The sequence below is a fragment of the Pantoea folii genome, assembly GCF_056678875.1.
The window spans coordinates 79,079-94,970 of record NZ_JBWXON010000017.1 but is presented as its reverse complement, the minus strand read 5'-3'; the positions used below and the strand labels follow the sequence as shown (position 1 = coordinate 94,970).

The 15,892-nt window shown below is 55.2% G+C and carries 15 protein-coding genes; 6 read left to right on the top strand and 9 right to left on the bottom strand.

Translation table 11 applies throughout. The features are described from left to right. Positions 1–43 precede the first annotated feature (43 nt). The 7 genes from nudK to AC1MDE_RS18920 form a co-directional block, all read right to left on the bottom strand. Positions 44–622 (bottom strand): GDP-mannose pyrophosphatase NudK, encoded by a 579-nt coding sequence (gene nudK / locus AC1MDE_RS18950; protein WP_058959090.1) that lies wholly within the window; start codon positions 620–622, stop codon positions 44–46. A gap of 188 nt (positions 623–810) precedes the next feature. After that, positions 811–1,395, bottom strand: a complete 585-nt coding sequence (gene napC, locus AC1MDE_RS18945; RefSeq protein WP_034825804.1) for a cytochrome c-type protein NapC — start codon at positions 1,393–1,395, stop codon at positions 811–813. 8 nt (positions 1,396–1,403) lie between these two features. Next, positions 1,404–1,835, bottom strand: a complete 432-nt coding sequence (napB, locus tag AC1MDE_RS18940; RefSeq protein ID WP_045814877.1) for a nitrate reductase cytochrome c-type subunit — start codon at positions 1,833–1,835, stop codon at positions 1,404–1,406. A gap of 11 nt (positions 1,836–1,846) precedes the next feature. After that, a complete protein-coding gene (gene napA / locus AC1MDE_RS18935; protein ID WP_058959091.1) occupies positions 1,847–4,333 on the bottom strand; it encodes a nitrate reductase catalytic subunit NapA in 2,487 nt (828 codons plus the stop codon). After that, positions 4,330–4,620 carry a chaperone NapD gene (locus AC1MDE_RS18930; protein ID WP_058959092.1) on the bottom strand — a complete coding sequence of 97 codons (291 nt, stop codon included), beginning with the start codon at positions 4,618–4,620 and terminating at the stop codon, positions 4,330–4,332. The genes napA and AC1MDE_RS18930 overlap by 4 nt, the downstream gene beginning before the upstream one ends. Positions 4,621–4,782: 162 nt before the next feature. Further along, entirely contained in the window at positions 4,783–6,285 is a 1,503-nt protein-coding gene (gene ansP, locus AC1MDE_RS18925) for an L-asparagine permease (RefSeq protein WP_097118576.1), read from the bottom strand. A gap of 278 nt (positions 6,286–6,563) precedes the next feature. Further along, positions 6,564–6,836 (bottom strand): YdgH/BhsA/McbA-like domain containing protein, encoded by a 273-nt coding sequence (locus tag AC1MDE_RS18920; protein WP_058959094.1) that lies wholly within the window; start codon positions 6,834–6,836, stop codon positions 6,564–6,566. A 241-nt stretch (positions 6,837–7,077) separates the two neighbouring features. Here AC1MDE_RS18920 and narQ point away from each other — a divergent pair, with 241 nt between their 5' ends. From narQ to acrD, 3 genes are all read left to right on the top strand, one after another. Continuing rightward, on the top strand, positions 7,078–8,766 hold the full coding sequence (gene narQ, locus AC1MDE_RS18915; protein ID WP_479399165.1) for a nitrate/nitrite two-component system sensor histidine kinase NarQ: 1,689 nt from the start codon (positions 7,078–7,080) through the stop codon (positions 8,764–8,766). Between the two features lie 41 nt (positions 8,767–8,807). Further along, entirely contained in the window at positions 8,808–9,440 is a 633-nt protein-coding gene (locus AC1MDE_RS18910; protein WP_058959096.1) for a response regulator, read from the top strand. Positions 9,441–9,635: 195 nt separating this feature from the next. Continuing rightward, positions 9,636–12,752, top strand: a complete 3,117-nt coding sequence (gene acrD, locus AC1MDE_RS18905) for a multidrug efflux RND transporter permease AcrD (protein ID WP_480344979.1) — start codon at positions 9,636–9,638, stop codon at positions 12,750–12,752. 103 nt (positions 12,753–12,855) lie between these two features. On the opposite strand, the gene ypfM is transcribed toward acrD, so the two are convergent. Beyond that, the gene (gene ypfM, locus AC1MDE_RS18900; protein ID WP_153012248.1) at positions 12,856–12,918 is read right to left on the bottom strand and encodes a protein YpfM; all 63 of its coding nucleotides are present in this window, start codon (positions 12,916–12,918) and stop codon (positions 12,856–12,858) included. A 404-nt stretch (positions 12,919–13,322) separates the two neighbouring features. On the opposite strand from ypfM, the gene AC1MDE_RS18895 reads away from it, so the two are divergent. From AC1MDE_RS18895 to AC1MDE_RS18885, 3 genes are read left to right on the top strand one after another with little or no spacing between them, the layout of a single operon-like run. After that, a complete protein-coding gene (locus AC1MDE_RS18895) occupies positions 13,323–13,691 on the top strand; it encodes an ArsC family reductase (RefSeq protein WP_479399170.1) in 369 nt (122 codons plus the stop codon). 1 nt (position 13,692) lies between these two features. Continuing rightward, the gene (gene dapE, locus AC1MDE_RS18890) at positions 13,693–14,820 is read left to right on the top strand and encodes a succinyl-diaminopimelate desuccinylase (protein WP_034825781.1); all 1,128 of its coding nucleotides are present in this window, start codon (positions 13,693–13,695) and stop codon (positions 14,818–14,820) included. A gap of 25 nt (positions 14,821–14,845) precedes the next feature. Next, complete coding sequence (locus AC1MDE_RS18885; protein WP_034825779.1) at positions 14,846–15,034, top strand: YpfN family protein; 189 nt, start codon at positions 14,846–14,848, stop codon at positions 15,032–15,034. Positions 15,035–15,159: 125 nt separating this feature from the next. On the opposite strand, the gene ypfH is transcribed toward AC1MDE_RS18885, so the two are convergent. Then, positions 15,160–15,855, bottom strand: coding sequence for an esterase (gene ypfH, locus AC1MDE_RS18880; RefSeq protein ID WP_166936363.1), 696 nt, complete (start codon positions 15,853–15,855; stop codon positions 15,160–15,162). Positions 15,856–15,892 lie beyond the last annotated feature (37 nt).

The window sequence follows — 15,892 nt, the reverse complement described above, 5'->3', positions numbered from 1 at the left end:
TGACTGCGGGCGGCCATGAAAGTCGCCCTTAGTGATGCACCGGTTAGGCTTTTAACCAACCCGCAATTTGCGCGTGTTGCAGCAGCATAATCGCTTTACCATCGAGGATGCGACCGTCTTTCACCATCGCCAGCGCTTGCGGGAAAGGCAACTCCAGCACGGTAATCTCTTCATCTTCCACGCCACCACCGGCGTTGGCGCGCATTGCATCGCTATACTCTGCCGCGAAGAAATGGACGATTTCGGTCACGCCACCCGGTGACATGTAGGCTTCAAACAGCTTCTCGACCTTGCCGACTTCATAGCCGGTCTCTTCGATGGCTTCTTTGCGGATACAATCTTCTGGCGAATCGTTATCAAGCAGCCCTGCGCAGGTCTCAATCAATTCACCGCTGGCATTACCGTTAACGTAAGTCGCAATGCGGAACTGACGAATCAGCAGCACGGTGTTCTTGTCGCGGTTATAAAGCAGGATGGTGGCGCCATTGCCGCGGTCATAGACTTCGCGTTTGTGGCGCACGACTTCGCCGTTGCTGCGGGTCAGTTCGTAGGTGAAGTTACGCAGGATAAAGTAATTATCTGACAGTAACTTATCTTTAATGATGTTGATCTTTAACGACATGGCCGCTCCACCGCTTAATGAGGGAGCCTGAGATAATAGGCGCTAGCGGCGGGGAAAACTATCTGAATTCGTGCGGTCAGTGTGCAATGAAGGACGAAAACGGTCGCGCAATACATTGCGCCGCTACGGCAAGGTGCAGAGAGAAGTAGCGGCGCGATTTATCGCGCGAATGGATGGCAATGCAAAAATCAAAAACCGTTCTTCTGCTCGCTCATATCCGGCAGGTGATGCGCAATTCCTTTGTGGCAATCAATACAGGTTTGCCCATCCTCCACCGCTTTGCTGTGCATTTTTGCTGCCACCGTCTTCTGCGCGGTGAAATCCATATACTCGAAGTTGTGGCAGTTTCGGCACTCCTGCGAATTATTGTTCTTCATCCTGCGCCACTCATTCTGTGCCAGCTCGATACGCGTCTCTTCAAACTTCTGCGGTGTGTCGATCAGGCCGAAGATCTTGGCGTACACCTCTTTGCTGGCTTGCAATTTGCGCAGCATTTTCGGACCCCATTCGTGCGGCACATGGCAATCCGGGCAGGTTGCACGCACACCGCTGCGGTTGTTGTAGTGCACCGTCTGCATATACTCCTGATACACGTTGTTGCGCATCTCATGGCAGCCAATGCAGAACTGCTCGCGGTTGGTCATCTCCATTGCGGTATTAAAACCGCCCCAGAAAATAATCCCACCGGCAAAACCCAAAATCAGCAGCGTGCCGAGTGCTAAGCGGCTGGGGCGTCGCCACCAGCGCCAGATGCGTAATAATCTCTGTTTCATTGATAACCTCACTGCCCAAAGCCGTTAGCCGGTTTAAAGGTGTTCTCCACCACCGGTTTGGCATCGGTTTGCGGGACGTGGCACTGCAAACAGAAGTAGCGACGCGGCGATACCGTGCTGCTCACCAGGCCATCACGATCGGTAAAGTGTGTTGGGCTCACGCGCGGTGCGCCGGTGGTCAGATAGCTCTGCGTGCCGTGGCACTGCAGGCAGCGGTTGACGTTTTTCGTCACCTGGTAGCCATCGACGCTGTGCGGGATCACCGGCGGCTGATTCACGTAGTTCAGCGGTTTGCGGCTCTGCTCTTTAGGCTGATGGATCGTGCCCTGCTGCGTGGCCGTGACTTCCGGAGATTGTGTGAGATCCACGCCATGACCCGCGTAAACCACGCCGCCCAGCGTCAGGGCGGCAACGGTGATAAGAGTAAATAAGGGTTTCATTGCATCCTGCCTTAAATTTTGACCAGCTTAACGGCGCATTTTTTGTAATCGGTCTGCTTCGATAGCGGATCGGTGGCATCCAGCGTGACGTTGTTGGCCAGCACGCCAGCATCAAAGAACGGCATAAACACCAGCCCTTTTGGCGGTTGATTACGTCCGCGCGTTTCGACAGTCGCCACGGTTTCACCCCGACGTGATACCACGCGGACCTTCTCGCCACGGCGGAAACCGCGATCTTTGGCGTCCAGCGGATGGATATACAGCAGCGCCTGCGGCACGGCACGATGCAGCTCCGGCACGCGACGCGTCATGGTGCCGGTGTGCCAGTGTTCCAGCACGCGGCCGGTACAGAACCACATATCGTACTCGGCGTCCGGTGCTTCAGCGGGTGGCTCATACGGCAGGGCAAAAATGGTGGCTTTGCCATCTGGCTTGCCATAGAAACGCACGCCCTCGCCCGCTTTGACGTAGCTGTCAAAGCCTTCGCGGTAGCGCCAGCGCGTCTCTTTGCCATTCACCACCGGCCAGCGCAATCCGCGCGCTTCATGATAGGCATCGAATGGCGCCAGATCGTGACCGTGTCCGCGACCAAAGCTGGCATACTCTTCAAACAGGCCTTTTTGGATGTAGAAGCCAAAATCGCGCGCCTCGTCGTTCAGTCGATCGTCGGCCACTTCGCTCAACGGGAATTGATTAACCTGGCCGTTGGCGTACAGCACGTCATACAAGGTTTTATCCCGCAGCTCTGGCTGTTGGGCAATCAACGCTTCCGGCCAGACTTCCGCCACGCGGAAACGCTTAGCGAAATTCACCATCTGCCACAGATCCGATTTGGCTTCACCCGGTGCTTTCACCTGTTGATGCCAGAACTGGGTACGACGCTCGGCGTTGCCGTAAGCGCCCTCTTTCTCCACCCACATTGCCGTCGGCAGGATCAAGTCCGCACACAAAGCACTGACGGTGGGATAAGGATCGGACACCACGATAAAGTTGCGTGCATCACGCCAGCCCGGCATGCGCTCCTGTGTCAGGTTCGGTCCCGCCTGCATGTTGTTGTTACACATCACCCAGTAGGCATTGAGCTTGCCGTCTTTCAGCGCGCGATCCTGAGCGACCGCATGCAGGCCGATTTTGGCGGGAATGGTGCCTTGCGGCAGCTTCCATAGTTTTTCGGCCGTCGCACGGTGCTTATCGTTATTCACCACCATGTCTGCGGGCAGGCGATGCGAGAAGGTACCGACTTCACGTGCGGTTCCGCACGCGGAGGGTTGCCCGGTGAGCGAGAAGGGACCGGTGCCGGGGCGCGAGATTTTTCCGGTCAGCAGATGGATGTTGTAGCACAGGTTATTGGCCCACACGCCGCGCGTATGCTGGTTAAAGCCCATGGTCCAGTAGGAGACCACATTAACATTCGGGTCGGCATACAATTCGGCCAGCGCAATCAGTTGGTCCTGCTCGACGCCGCTCATCTCACTGGCTTTTTCCACCGTGTACTCGGCAACGAATTTGGCGTACTCGTCGAAGCTGATCGGCGTAGATTCGCCGCTATCCGGGTTTTTCGCTGAAGCCTGACGCGGATCGCTTGGGCGCAATCCATAGCCGATATCCGTGACGCCTTTACGCAGCGTCACGTGATTCTGCAGGAAGGTTTTATCGACTTTGTTGTTCTGAATAATGTAGTTGGCAATAAAGTTGAGAATCGCCAAATCGCTCTGCGGCGTAAACACCATGCCGTTATCAGCCAGTTCGAAACTACGATGGCGATAGGTTGAGAGCACCGCGACTTTGACATTGTCATCGCTCAGGCGACGGGCGGTCAGGCGTGACCAGAGAATCGGATGCATCTCGGCCATGTTCGAGCCCCACAGCACAAAGGCATCGGCCACTTCGATGTCATCGTAGCAGCCCATCGGTTCATCCATGCCGAAGGTACGCATAAAGCCCACCACCGCCGAGGCCATGCAGTGGCGCGCGTTAGGATCGAGATTGTTGGTGCGGAAACCGGCTTTCATCAATTTAGAGGCGGCATACCCTTCCCATACCGTCCATTGACCGGAACCGAACATGCCAATGGATTCAGGCCCGTTGGCTTTTAGCGCCGCTTTGAACTTCTGTTCCATGATGTCGAAAGCCTGATCCCAACTCACCGGGGTAAACTCACCTTCTTTGTCGTAGTGGCCATCGGTCATGCGCAGCAACGGCTGCGTCAGGCGGTCTTTCCCGTACATGATCTTGGGCAGGAAATAACCTTTGATGCAGTTCAACCCACGGTTTACTTCCGCCTGCGGATCGCCCTGTGAGGCCACCACGCGTCCCTCTTGCGTGCCCACCAGCACGCCACAACCGGTGCCACAAAAACGACACGGCGCCTTTTCCCAGCGGATCGGGGCGCCCAGTGCGGTCACGGCTTTGGTGACGCTGGGAATCGTAAGTCCTGCGGCCACTGCCGCCGCTGCGGCCGCATTGGCCTTCATAAATTCTCGACGACTGACTTTCATGATGCTTCCTTGTGACGATATTCCGTTTCGTCTTGCTGGTGATACACCAGAGAAACGGCCAATACATGCGGGATATTGCGGGTGGCTTCGATGTTATTCAGCAAGGCGCGACTATCAGCAGCACCCAGGGTCACGGCCAGCGTGCCGCGTGCGCTGTCTTCGGCGGCGATTTCGCAATCAGAAAGCAACAGCAATCCCTGCTTTACCGCCGGGATGGCGTGAGATCGCGCCTGGATGACCAGACCGCATACGTGCCAACTGCTTTCAGGGAGAATGGAGTGCGTCATGCGCTCACCTCGTTTAGCCAGCTTGAGATGAGGCGTAAAATACCCTGAGCTTTTGCAGGGCTATATCACCCGAAAGGTGTATATCCCGATGTGGGATCAAGGGAAGGACAATTGAAATGAAAACGGGGGCCAAAAGGCCCCCGTTGATGAGAATGGCTGCGATTAACGCGAGCTATCTTCCGCCAGCTTAGCTGCCCCATCATCCTGTTCGTCATGATGATGGTCGTGCTCTTTCATGGCTTCCGCATGCACGCGTTTGCGCACACCGAACCAGCCCAGCACCAGTACCACGGCAATCAGCGGGATGGATGCAATAGTGTAGGTACCGTTTGGATAATCAAACGCCATCAACACCAGCACGCTCACCAGGAACAGCAGCGTCAGCCATGAGGTGAACGGTGCCCACGGCAGCTTGAAACTAACGTCTTCCGCTTTACCTTCTTTAATCGCTTTGCGCAGACGCATCTGGCACACCACGATAAAGCCCCAGGAAGAGATGATGCCCAGTGAAGCCACGTTCAGTACGATCTCAAACACCTGCGATGGCACATAGTAGTTGAGCACCACACCGACCACGTACACCGCGATGGTAACGAGGATACCGGCGAACGGCACCTGCTGTTTGCTCATCTTCGACATGAACTGTGGCGCAGAACCGCCCATCGACATGGAGCGCAGAATACGACCGGTGGAGTACAAGCCCGAGTTGAGGCTCGACAACGCTGCGCTCAGCACCACGATGTTCATCACGCTACCAATGTAAGGCACGCCCAGTTTGGAGAAGAAGGTCACAAACGGACTTTGCCCCGCCTGATAGGCGTTCCATGGCAGCAGCAGTACCAGCAGCACCACCGAACCGACGTAGAAGAGACCAATACGCCAGATCACGCTGTTGATGGCTTTAGGCAGCATGGTTTTCGGGTCTTTACACTCCCCGGCCGCGGTGCCCACCAACTCAATCGAGGCGAAGGCAAACACCACACCTTGCACTAACACCAGCGCCGGCAGCAAGCCGTGCGGGAAGAAACCGCCGTTGTCCGTGATCAGATGGAAGCCGGTAGTATTGCCGTCCAGCGGTTTACCGCTGCCCAGGAACACCACACCGACGATCAGGAACACCACGATCGCCAGCACTTTCACCAATGCGAACCAGAACTCCATTTCGGCGAACCACTTCACGCCGATCATGTTCATGGTACCGACAATCGCCAGTGCGCCAAGGGCAAATACCCACTGCGGCACATCACCAAACGCGCCCCAGTAGTGCATATACAACGCAACTGCGGTGATATCCACGATACCGGTCATCGCCCAGTTAACGAAGTACATCCAGCCTGCCACGTATGACGCTTTTTCCCCGAGGAATTCACGTGCATAAGAAACAAAGCTGCCGCTTGATGGGCGGTGTAATACCAGTTCGCCCAACGCACGAAGGATAAAGAAGGAGAAGATACCGCACACCAGATAAACCAGTGCCAGAGCAGGACCAGCCATCTGCAAGCGCGCGCCTGCACCAAGGAACAGGCCGGTACCGATGGCACCGCCAATGGCGATCATTTGTACCTGACGGTTACCCATTGCTTTGTGGTAACCGCTGTCGTGGGAATTGAGCCAGCGTCTTTTCGCAGCGCGTTGTTCGGCTGCGGTTTTTTTAGTTGAATTCATAGCTTTCCTGTTTGTCCTGACCATCAATCATCGCCTGACCAATCGTTTGCGTGCGGCGGTGCGAAATGGGGTAAAACCCGCTACCGATACGGCGGAACGATGTCGCGCGGTGAGCCGGGAATTTACGGCGATGAATCCTACCCGTTCTGCATGAACGAAGCAAAAAATACCGTTTGGTTGCACGAGTTGATTTGTAAGAATCGGTCGCGGTGCACAAAAAAACCGGCCAGTGAATGGCCGGTAAAGGGGTGGCTACAGGGAAATACTACGGGAGGGGATTAACGATAAATCTCTGCGGTGCCGCTCCACAGGCTGGAGTCGCCTGGGTTTTGCACGCCAATTACGCGGTAATGGCTGGCGCCCATATCTTCCGCTTTCTGCGACAGCTGGCGGGTTGCATCATCGATGGAACCGCGAACGCCGCTGATGGAAACGGTACCGCTGCTTTGCAGGTTTTCCGCCTGCTCAGCACTTAAGGGTTGCGCGGCGAAGGCCGTGAAACTTGCGGTGGCAAGCAGTGCAGCAGTCAGAATGGCAATCGGTGTCTTCATCATTTGCTCCTGTTGTCGTCCGTTCATAAAAGTGATTACGCTGCAAATTATCAGCGAAGTAATGAAAAGCAGGCACAGCAGGCCGTAAAGCCGTTCAATAATTCGCCAGCTAACGAGATGCAATCCAGGGAAAGGTAAAGAGAAGTGGATTTCTCTGCTAAAAGTAACCTGATGTGACGATTCCGGCTCGCTGTCTGCCTGACGCTGCCTTATAATCCCACGCTCTTATAAGGGTTTTATTGTGATAGTGAAACGTCCTGTTACCCGCACCATGGCCCGTGCCCTGAGCGCGATTGTGTTGTTATCGCTGCTCACCACCGGCCTGGCGCTGTTAACGCTCTCCAGCAGTTTGCGTGATGCCGAAGCGGTGAATGTCGCCGGCTCACTGCGCATGCAAATGTACCGCCTTGCCTGGGATACCACGCGCGATCCGCAGCAGTTGACGCAGCACATCCAAATCTATCAGCAAACCCTCAGCTCACCGGCTCTGCAGCATCTGGAACGCCCATGGGTGCCGCAAGAAGTGGCCAGTCGCTATCGCTATCTGCGCGACAGCTGGCCGCAGTTACAGCTAACGCTTCAGCCCGAGCGCGCGCAGATCTATCAGCAACGCGTTGCCAGTTACGTGAGTGAGATTGATCGCTTTGTGCTGGCACTGCAACATTACGCCGAATTGAAAATGCATCTGGTGGCGGCCAGCAGCCTGTTTGGCTTTCTGGCGATTGTGGCACTGGCGCTGTGGACCATCCGTTTTATTCGTCGCAACGTGGTGCGCCCGCTGGATTCACTGGTTACTGCCAGCCAATACGTTGAGCAGGCGAATTTCAGCTTTCCCCCGTTATCGGTTTCCCAGCCCACCGAATTGGGCGTGCTGGCACAAGCTTTTACTCACATGGCTGAACGTCTGCACTCGCACTATCGCCTGCTCGAGCTGGCGGTGCGCAATAAAACGGAAGATCTGACGCAAGCCAACCGCACGTTGAAATTACTCTATGAATGCTCACAGGTCCTCACCAGCAGCCCACTGAACCCAGAGTTGTTCCAGGGATTACTGCGACTGGTGCAACGTCGTGAAGCGTTGACCGTATTGAGCATCACCAGCGACGGCATTGATTTTCAGGCCGGCGTGGCAGAGGACGGTCTCGAATGGCATCGTTTGCCGCTGCAACAAGAAGATCAGTCACTCGGCGAACTGTGCTGGCAAACACGGCGAGCGCCTCCTGCCGATGAACTGATGCAAAGCCTGGCCAACATGCTGGCGCGTTCGTTATGGATTTGGCAGACGCAAAAACAGTACCAGCAGATGCTATTAATAGAAGAGCGATCCACCATCGCGCGTGAACTGCATGATTCGCTGGCGCAGTCGCTCTCCTTCCTGCGCATCCAGCTCACGTTGTTGCGCCGCAATGTCGATCACACCCAGCCCCAGGCACAATCGATTATTGCCGAGTTTGATCGCGCCCTGGCCGAGGCCTATCAGCAACTGCGCGAGTTACTGACGACCTTTCGTCTGACTATCGAACAGGCAGATTTAGTGCAGGCGATGCAGGCAATGATCGCCCCGTTGCAGGAACAGTCTCACGCCGCGATCGCCTTCGATTACCAATCGGGCCTGCAAACGCTGGATGCGCAACAGCAGGTGCATGTGCTGCAGATTGCACGTGAAGCCCTGCTGAACGCCATTCGTCACGCACAGGCGCAGCAAATCCATATTTTTTATCAGCGCGATGAAGACGCATTCCATTTGCTGACGATTGAAGATGACGGTTGCGGCATCCGTAGCCTGGAAGAACCTCCAGGCCATTACGGTCTGACGATAATGGCGGAGCGCGCTGCCCGGCTTTCTGGCAGCTTACTGATTACTCCGCAGACGCGTGGCACGCGCGTTACGCTGCGTTTCCCACCGCGACCGGCACACCGGCTGGCTTAACGCGATACACTTATGTTAAATGGACTTTGACTGGAGAATTTATGGCCCCCTCTTCCCTGACTATTATGATCGTTGACGATCATCCGCTGATGCGTCGTGGCATCCGCCAACTGCTTGCACTGGAACCACGTCTGGAAGTGGTGGCCGAAGCCAACAACGGTACAGAAGCGCTGGCTGAAGCACGTCGCCTCTCGCCCGATGTGATATTGCTCGATCTGAACATGAAAGGCATGTCGGGTTTAGATACCCTTAAAGCCCTGCGCCATGAAGGGATCGCTTCGCGCATTTTGGTACTGACCGTTTCCGACGCACGCAATGATATTTACGCCATGGTCGATGCCGGCGCTGATGGCTATTTGCTAAAAGACAGTGAGCCGGAATTATTGCTGGCGCAGGTCATGCGCGGTGCAATGGGTGAGAATGTGTTTAGTGAAGTGGTGGCAGAATATCTGGCAACGCGCCAGCCGAGCGCCAATCCTTTCAAACAACTCACCGAGCGTGAACTGGATGTATTGCAGGAAGTGGCGCGCGGGTTATCTAATAAAGAGATTGCCGCCACCTTGCATATTTCCGAAGAAACGGTAAAAGTGCACATCCGCAATCTGCTGCGTAAACTGGACGTTCGTTCACGCGTCGCCGCCACGGTACTCTGGCTCGAGAGCCGCAATGTGTAGCAGCGCACAGAAAACCAGCACGACATTTACACTTTCTCCATAATTTATCCACGATTCTCTAATTTGCGCCGCGTACAGTAGGCAGCAGCAGGAGTTTTCGGGATAGCACCTTGCACTCCGCCGACGTGAAGCCGACTGCGCTTCACGTTTTACATAATAAAAGTAAAAAATACGCAGCTGAGGAGTGTCGGTTCCATGTCGAATTTTTTTATCGACCGCCCCATTTTTGCCTGGGTTTTGGCTATTTTGCTTTGTCTTTGCGGCACACTAGCGATCATCTCCCTGCCCATTGAGCAGTATCCCGATCTCGCACCGCCTAACGTGCGTATTACTGCCAATTATCCCGGTGCCTCTGCGGAAACGCTGGAGAACACCGTTACCCAGGTTATCGAACAGAACATGACCGGTATCGATAACCTAATGTATATGTCCTCTAACAGCAGTAACACGGGTCAGGCGCAAATCACCCTCACCTTTACCGCTGGCACCAATCCTGATGAAGCCCGCCAGCAGGTACAAAACCAGCTGCAATCCGCACTGCGTAAATTACCCGCCGCCGTTCAATCTCAGGGCGTCACGGTGAATAAAACCGGTGACAGCAATATCCTGATGATTGCGTTTGTCTCTACCGACGGAAGTATGGACAAACAGGATATTTCAGATTATGTCGCCAGTAACATTCAGGATCCGCTGAGCCGCATCGATGGTGTGGGTCAGGTTGATGCCTATGGTTCGCAATACGCGATGCGTATCTGGCTCGATCCTAACAAGCTGATTGCCTATGCGCTGACCACCGATGACGTGGTGACGGCGATTGAATCGCAGAACACCCAGGTGGCGGTCGGCCAGGTTGGCGGCTTGCCATCGGTGGATAAACAAGCGCTCAATGCCACCGTCAATGCTCAGTCGATGTTGCAAACCCCAGAGCAGTTCAAAGCCATCACGCTGAAAACCAACAGTGACGGCTCGGTGGTAACACTGGGCGATGTGGCTGACGTGGCGATGGGGGCGGAAAAATACGACTTCCTCAGCCGCTACAACGGTCAGGCGGCGTCCGGTCTCGGTATTAAGCTGGCGTCCGGTGCCAACGAAATGAACACCGATAAGCTGGTGCGTGCACGTGTGGAAGAGTTGTCGCACTACTTCCCGCACGGGCTGGAAGCCAAAATCGCCTACGAAACTACGCCGTTTGTGAAAGCCTCGATCACCGACGTGGTGAAAACGCTGCTGGAAGCTATTCTGCTGGTGTTCCTGGTGATGTATCTGTTCCTGCAGAACTTTCGCGCCACGCTGATTCCGACCATTGCCGTACCGGTGGTGCTGCTCGGCACCTTCGCGGTGCTGTATGCCTGCGGATTCAGTATCAACACGCTCACCATGTTCGCCATGGTGCTCGCCATCGGCCTGCTGGTGGATGACGCCATCGTGGTGGTGGAGAACGTTGAACGCATCATGAGTGAGGAAGGACTTTCACCGCGCGCCGCCACGCGAAAATCGATGGGACAGATCCAGGGGGCGCTGGTGGGCATTGCGCTGGTGCTGTCGGCGGTATTCGTACCGATGGCCTTCTTCGGCGGCACCGTGGGCGCTATCTATCGCCAGTTTTCGATCACCATCGTGTCGGCGATGGTGTTGTCGGTGTTGGTGGCGATGATTCTGACGCCAGCCCTGTGCTCGACGCTGCTCAAACCCCTTGAACAAGGCCATCATCATGGACGTCGCGGCTTCTTTGGCTGGTTTAACCGCAACTTTAATGCCAGCGCGGAACGCTACGAACGCGGAGTTGCGCGTATCTTGATGAAGGGCGGGCGCTGGCTGGTGCTCTATCTCGGCACCATCGGCGTAATGGCGTTTCTGTTTATCAAGCTGCCGACCTCGTTCCTGCCGCTGGAAGACCGGGGCGTATTCCTGACGCAGGTGCAGCTGCCGCCGGGCGCGACCTTGCAGCAGACCTCCAACGTGGTGGCGAAAGTTGAAAACTATTACATGACCGCCGAGAAAGACAACGTGCTGTCGGTGTTCTCAACCATCGGTGCCGGTCCGGGTGGTAACGGCCAAAACGTGGCGCGCCTGTTTGTACGCCTGAAAAACTGGGAAGAGCGTCCAGGCAGCGATCGTACCTCTTTCGCCATCATCGATCGCGCCACCAAAGCCTTTCACAAGATCAAAGAAGGCCGCGTGATCGCCAGCAGCCCACCGGCGATTACCGGCATGGGCAGCTCATCGGGCTTTGATATGGAGCTGCAGGATCACGGCGGCATTGGTCATACCCAGTTGATGGCGATGCGTGACAAGCTACTGGAGTTGGCCGACAGCAATCCGGCCCTGTCTCGCGTGCGTCACAACGGCCTGGATGACAGCCCGCAGCTGCAAATTGATGTCGATCAGCGCAAAGCCCAGGCGCTGGGCGTTTCGCTCGACACCATCAATGACACGCTGACCACCGCATGGGGCTCAACCTATGTGAATGACTTCCTCGATCGTGGCCGCGTGAAAAAGGTGTATGTGCAGGCCGGTGCGGAGTTCCGCATGCTGCCAGGCGATATCAACAAATGGTACGTTCGCAACAGTAGCGGCACTATGGTGCCCTTCTCCGCCTTCGCCACCAGCCGTTGGGAAACCGGTTCGCCGCGTCTGGAACGTTACAACGGCTACTCTTCACTGGAGATCGTCGGCGAGGCCGCCAATGGCGTCAGTAGCGGCACCGCGATGGATGTGATGGAGAAACTGGTGGGGCAACTGCCGTTAGGCGTTGGCTTCCAGTGGACCGGAGCCTCTTATCAGGAACGTATCTCCGGTTCACAGGCACCTGCGCTGTATGCGATTTCGCTGCTGGTGGTGTTCCTGTGTCTGGCCGCGCTGTATGAGAGTTGGTCGATTCCGTTCTCCGTGATGCTGGTGGTGCCGCTCGGCGTGGTCGGTGCGCTGGTGGCAACCTGGATGCGCGGACTCGAGAACGACGTGTACTTCCAGGTTGGCTTGCTCACCGTGATTGGCTTGTCGGCGAAGAACGCCATCCTGATCGTGGAATTCGCCAATGAGATCAACAGCAAAGGACGCGAGCTGATGGAGGCGACGCTGGAGGCTTCACGTCAGCGTCTGCGCCCGATTCTGATGACGTCGCTGGCCTTTATCTTCGGCGTGCTGCCGATGGCGATCAGCAGCGGGGCGGGTTCCGGCAGCCAGCATGCGGTCGGAACGGGCGTCATGGGCGGCATGATCTCCGCGACGATATTAGCGATTTTCTTTGTACCGCTGTTCTTTGTGCTGGTGCGTCGTCGCTTCCCATTGAAAGATAAGCCACACGATTAAAACCCAAAGATAAAAAAAGCCGCTATGGAGACATAGCGGCTTTATTGCTTTGTGTGGTTAGAATTACAGCAAGTTGGGAATACCCTGCTTTTCTCGTCGCGAATTACTTAGTACGTAACATCGCTTCGATGAATTCTTTCCAGTTTCCCATTTCGGTGTCGACCATCGTACCCTCTCTTATTGTAGGGGTGATTCTACGCCGATTTTTTCTACAGGTGAATACGTTTCCACCACTTGTCACCATCGGTAAAAGCGCACAAAAGCGTCATTTTGCTGAAATTGCGTACTGACGCACATTTCAGCAAACCATTCACTCCACAGGAAAAAATCACCTGCGTTATCAGGTAGCATATTTTTATACTTAGGATAATTCTTAGTTGCCTGATGATGCCGCGAGCGACTATTTGAGACGTGAATGAAAACGTTTACTGGACCTAATTAATAGAATTGATAACGCAGAAATTATCATTAAAAAACAAATAAAACGCAGCACCATATGGCTCAGAGGTCACAGCCAGCAGAGCGCTATGATAAACTCGCGCTTTATTTTTTACAGGATGGGAACAGGCGATGACAGCGCAGTGGGTGATGTACGGAATTAAAAATTGCGACACCATAAAAAAAGCACGCAACTATTTAGCAGAATCCGGCACCGACTATCGTTTTCACGATTATCGCGTGAATGGCATCGATGATGCGCTGCTGCAATCGTTTATCGACCAGCTTGGCTATGAAGTGCTGCTGAATACGCGCGGTACCACCTGGCGCAACCTGCCAGAAGCGGAGCGTGCAGCGGTGACTGATGCGGCCAGCGCGAAAGCGGTGATGCTCGCCCAGCCTGCCATTATCAAACGTCCGGTATTGTCTGCGCCAAATGGCGACTTGCTGGTCGGTTTTAAAGATTCCCTTTATCACGCGTTTATCCAGGAGAAGTCATAACATGTTCTGTCCGGTCATTGAGCTGGCTCAGCAGCTTATTCGTCGCCCGTCACTGAGTCCGGATGATGCCGGTTGTCAGGCGCTGTTAGTGGCGCGTCTGGAAGCGATTGGCTTTACGGTCGAACAGATGCACATCGGCGATACGCTGAACTTCTGGGCCACACGTGGTCAGGGCGAAACCCTGGCGTTTGCCGGTCACACCGACGTGGTGCCGCCGGGTGATGCCAATCGCTGGATCAGCCCGCCGTTTGAGCCTTCGATTCGTGATGGCATGCTGTTTGGTCGTGGTGCCGCGGACATGAAAGGTTCGCTGGCGGCGATGGTAGTGGCCGCAGAACGTTTTGTCGCCGCTAATCCGCAACATAAAGGACGTCTGGCATTTCTGATCACTTCCGATGAAGAAGCCAGCGCGGTTAACGGCACGGTGAAAGTGGTTGAGCGTTTAATGGCGCGCAACGAGCGCATGGATTACTGCCTGGTGGGCGAGCCTTCCAGTACCGAAATCGTTGGCGATGTGGTGAAAAACGGTCGTCGCGGTTCGATGACCGCCAATCTCACCATTCACGGTGTGCAGGGCCATGTCGCCTATCCGCATCTGGCCGATAACCCGGTGCATCGCGCGATGCCAGCCCTGAATGAGCTGGTGGCCACCGAATGGGATCAGGGCAACGAATTCTTCCCACCCACCAGCATGCAGATTGCCAATGTGCAGGCCGGCACCGGTAGCAATAACGTGATCCCCGGTGAATTCTTCGTGCAGTTCAACTTCCGCTTCAGCACCGAACTCACCGATCAGATGATCAAAGAGCGCGTGGCCGCCCTGCTGGATCGCCATCAGCTGCGGTACACGCTGGAGTGGAATGTTTCCGGCCAGCCGTTCCTGACCTCACGCGGCAAACTGGTTGATGCCGTGGTAAATGCTGTCGCGCACTATAATGAAATTAAGCCACAGTTACTGACCACAGGCGGCACCTCAGACGGACGCTTTATCGCGCGGATGGGGGCGCAGGTTGTGGAGCTGGGCCCGGTGAATGCCACCATTCATAAAATCAATGAGTGCGTGAAAGCGTCAGATCTGCAGATGTTGAGTCGAATGTACCAGCGCATCATGGAACAGCTGATCGCCTAAGTAAGCACGCTAAAGGAGCAATGGGATGGAATTCTTTAAAGAGTACTGGTGGATCTTAGTGATCCTGCTGATGGTCGGTATTTTAATGAACGTTTATAAAGACTTAAAACGTATCGATCACAAAAAGTTTATGGATAATAAACCGGATTTACCACCGCATCGCGACTTTAACGATAAATGGGACGATGACGACGACTGGCCGAAGAAAAAATAATTGCGGTTAATCTCCTCCCTGTAAACGTAGCGGCGTGATGCGCCGCGCATCTGATAGCGAAGTCGCTACAGAATTGCGCGATTAATCTCGCCGTTACGTTAAGAGCAACCCTCGCTGTTCAACCATCACATCATCATGATGACATCATCATCGCCCGGTTTAGCCCCGCTGAGCGCCTCGTCGAAGTAGCGACGCGGAATGGTATAACGCAGATGATTCAACGCCAGTTGCATGCTGCGATCATCAATGGCATGCGGCAAATCGTCCACCACATCCAGCGTCACATCCCCACCCAGTGCGGTTAACCGTTGCATTGCGGCTTCGGCATGCTCCAGCGGGATCTGATCATCATAATCACCGTGGATCAGATGAATGGTATTACGAGAGCTGACGCGCTCCGGCAGCGTGCTGTAACGACCGCTAAACACAATCGCGCGTCCTGCCAGATCGGCATGGGCTTTGACGCCTTCCAGTACCATGGTGCCGCCCTGCGAAAAGCCAACCAGCGCGGTAGCTTCCGGCCGGACACCCGATGCCTGCTGCCAGTGACGCACCGATTCCACAAACATCGGCATCACGGCATTCACGCCCTGCTGTTCCGAGCGGTCATGCGCGGGAATATCCGCAAACCATTGGCGACCCTGCGGCTCACTAGCCGGATAGGGCGCCCCCACTGAGACAACGAACGCCTCCGGAAACGCTTTGGCGAACCAGTTGCCGACTTGCGCCATCGAATCAGGATTGTCATTCACGCCGTGATACAGCAAAAATAGCTGCGCAGCGTGTGTCGGTTGCTGAACAATTACATATCGTAGTGCCATAAGATCCTCCTCAAATCACTATACGCCGCTGAGGCGG

Excerpts from the sequence above, each read along its gene's own strand:
- nudK (WP_058959090.1), bottom strand. The coding sequence starts at position 622 with ATGTCGTTAAAGATCAACATCATTAAAGATAAGTTACTGTCAGATAAT.
- AC1MDE_RS18895 (WP_479399170.1), top strand. The coding sequence starts at position 13,323 with ATGACAGCGCAGTGGGTGATGTACGGAATTAAAAATTGCGACACCATA.
- AC1MDE_RS18910 (WP_058959096.1), top strand. The coding sequence starts at position 8,808 with ATGGCCCCCTCTTCCCTGACTATTATGATCGTTGACGATCATCCGCTG.
- AC1MDE_RS18930 (WP_058959092.1), bottom strand. The coding sequence starts at position 4,620 with ATGACGCACTCCATTCTCCCTGAAAGCAGTTGGCACGTATGCGGTCTG.
- ypfH (WP_166936363.1), bottom strand. The coding sequence starts at position 15,855 with ATGGCACTACGATATGTAATTGTTCAGCAACCGACACACGCTGCGCAG.
- dapE (WP_034825781.1), top strand. The coding sequence starts at position 13,693 with ATGTTCTGTCCGGTCATTGAGCTGGCTCAGCAGCTTATTCGTCGCCCG.
- ansP (WP_097118576.1), bottom strand. The coding sequence starts at position 6,285 with ATGAATTCAACTAAAAAAACCGCAGCCGAACAACGCGCTGCGAAAAGA.
- AC1MDE_RS18920 (WP_058959094.1), bottom strand. The coding sequence starts at position 6,836 with ATGAAGACACCGATTGCCATTCTGACTGCTGCACTGCTTGCCACCGCA.
- napB (WP_045814877.1), bottom strand. The coding sequence starts at position 1,835 with ATGAAACCCTTATTTACTCTTATCACCGTTGCCGCCCTGACGCTGGGC.
- napA (WP_058959091.1), bottom strand. The coding sequence starts at position 4,333 with ATGAAAGTCAGTCGTCGAGAATTTATGAAGGCCAATGCGGCCGCAGCG.
- napC (WP_034825804.1), bottom strand. The coding sequence starts at position 1,395 with ATGAAACAGAGATTATTACGCATCTGGCGCTGGTGGCGACGCCCCAGC.
- acrD (WP_480344979.1), top strand. The coding sequence starts at position 9,636 with ATGTCGAATTTTTTTATCGACCGCCCCATTTTTGCCTGGGTTTTGGCT.
- AC1MDE_RS18885 (WP_034825779.1), top strand. The coding sequence starts at position 14,846 with ATGGAATTCTTTAAAGAGTACTGGTGGATCTTAGTGATCCTGCTGATG.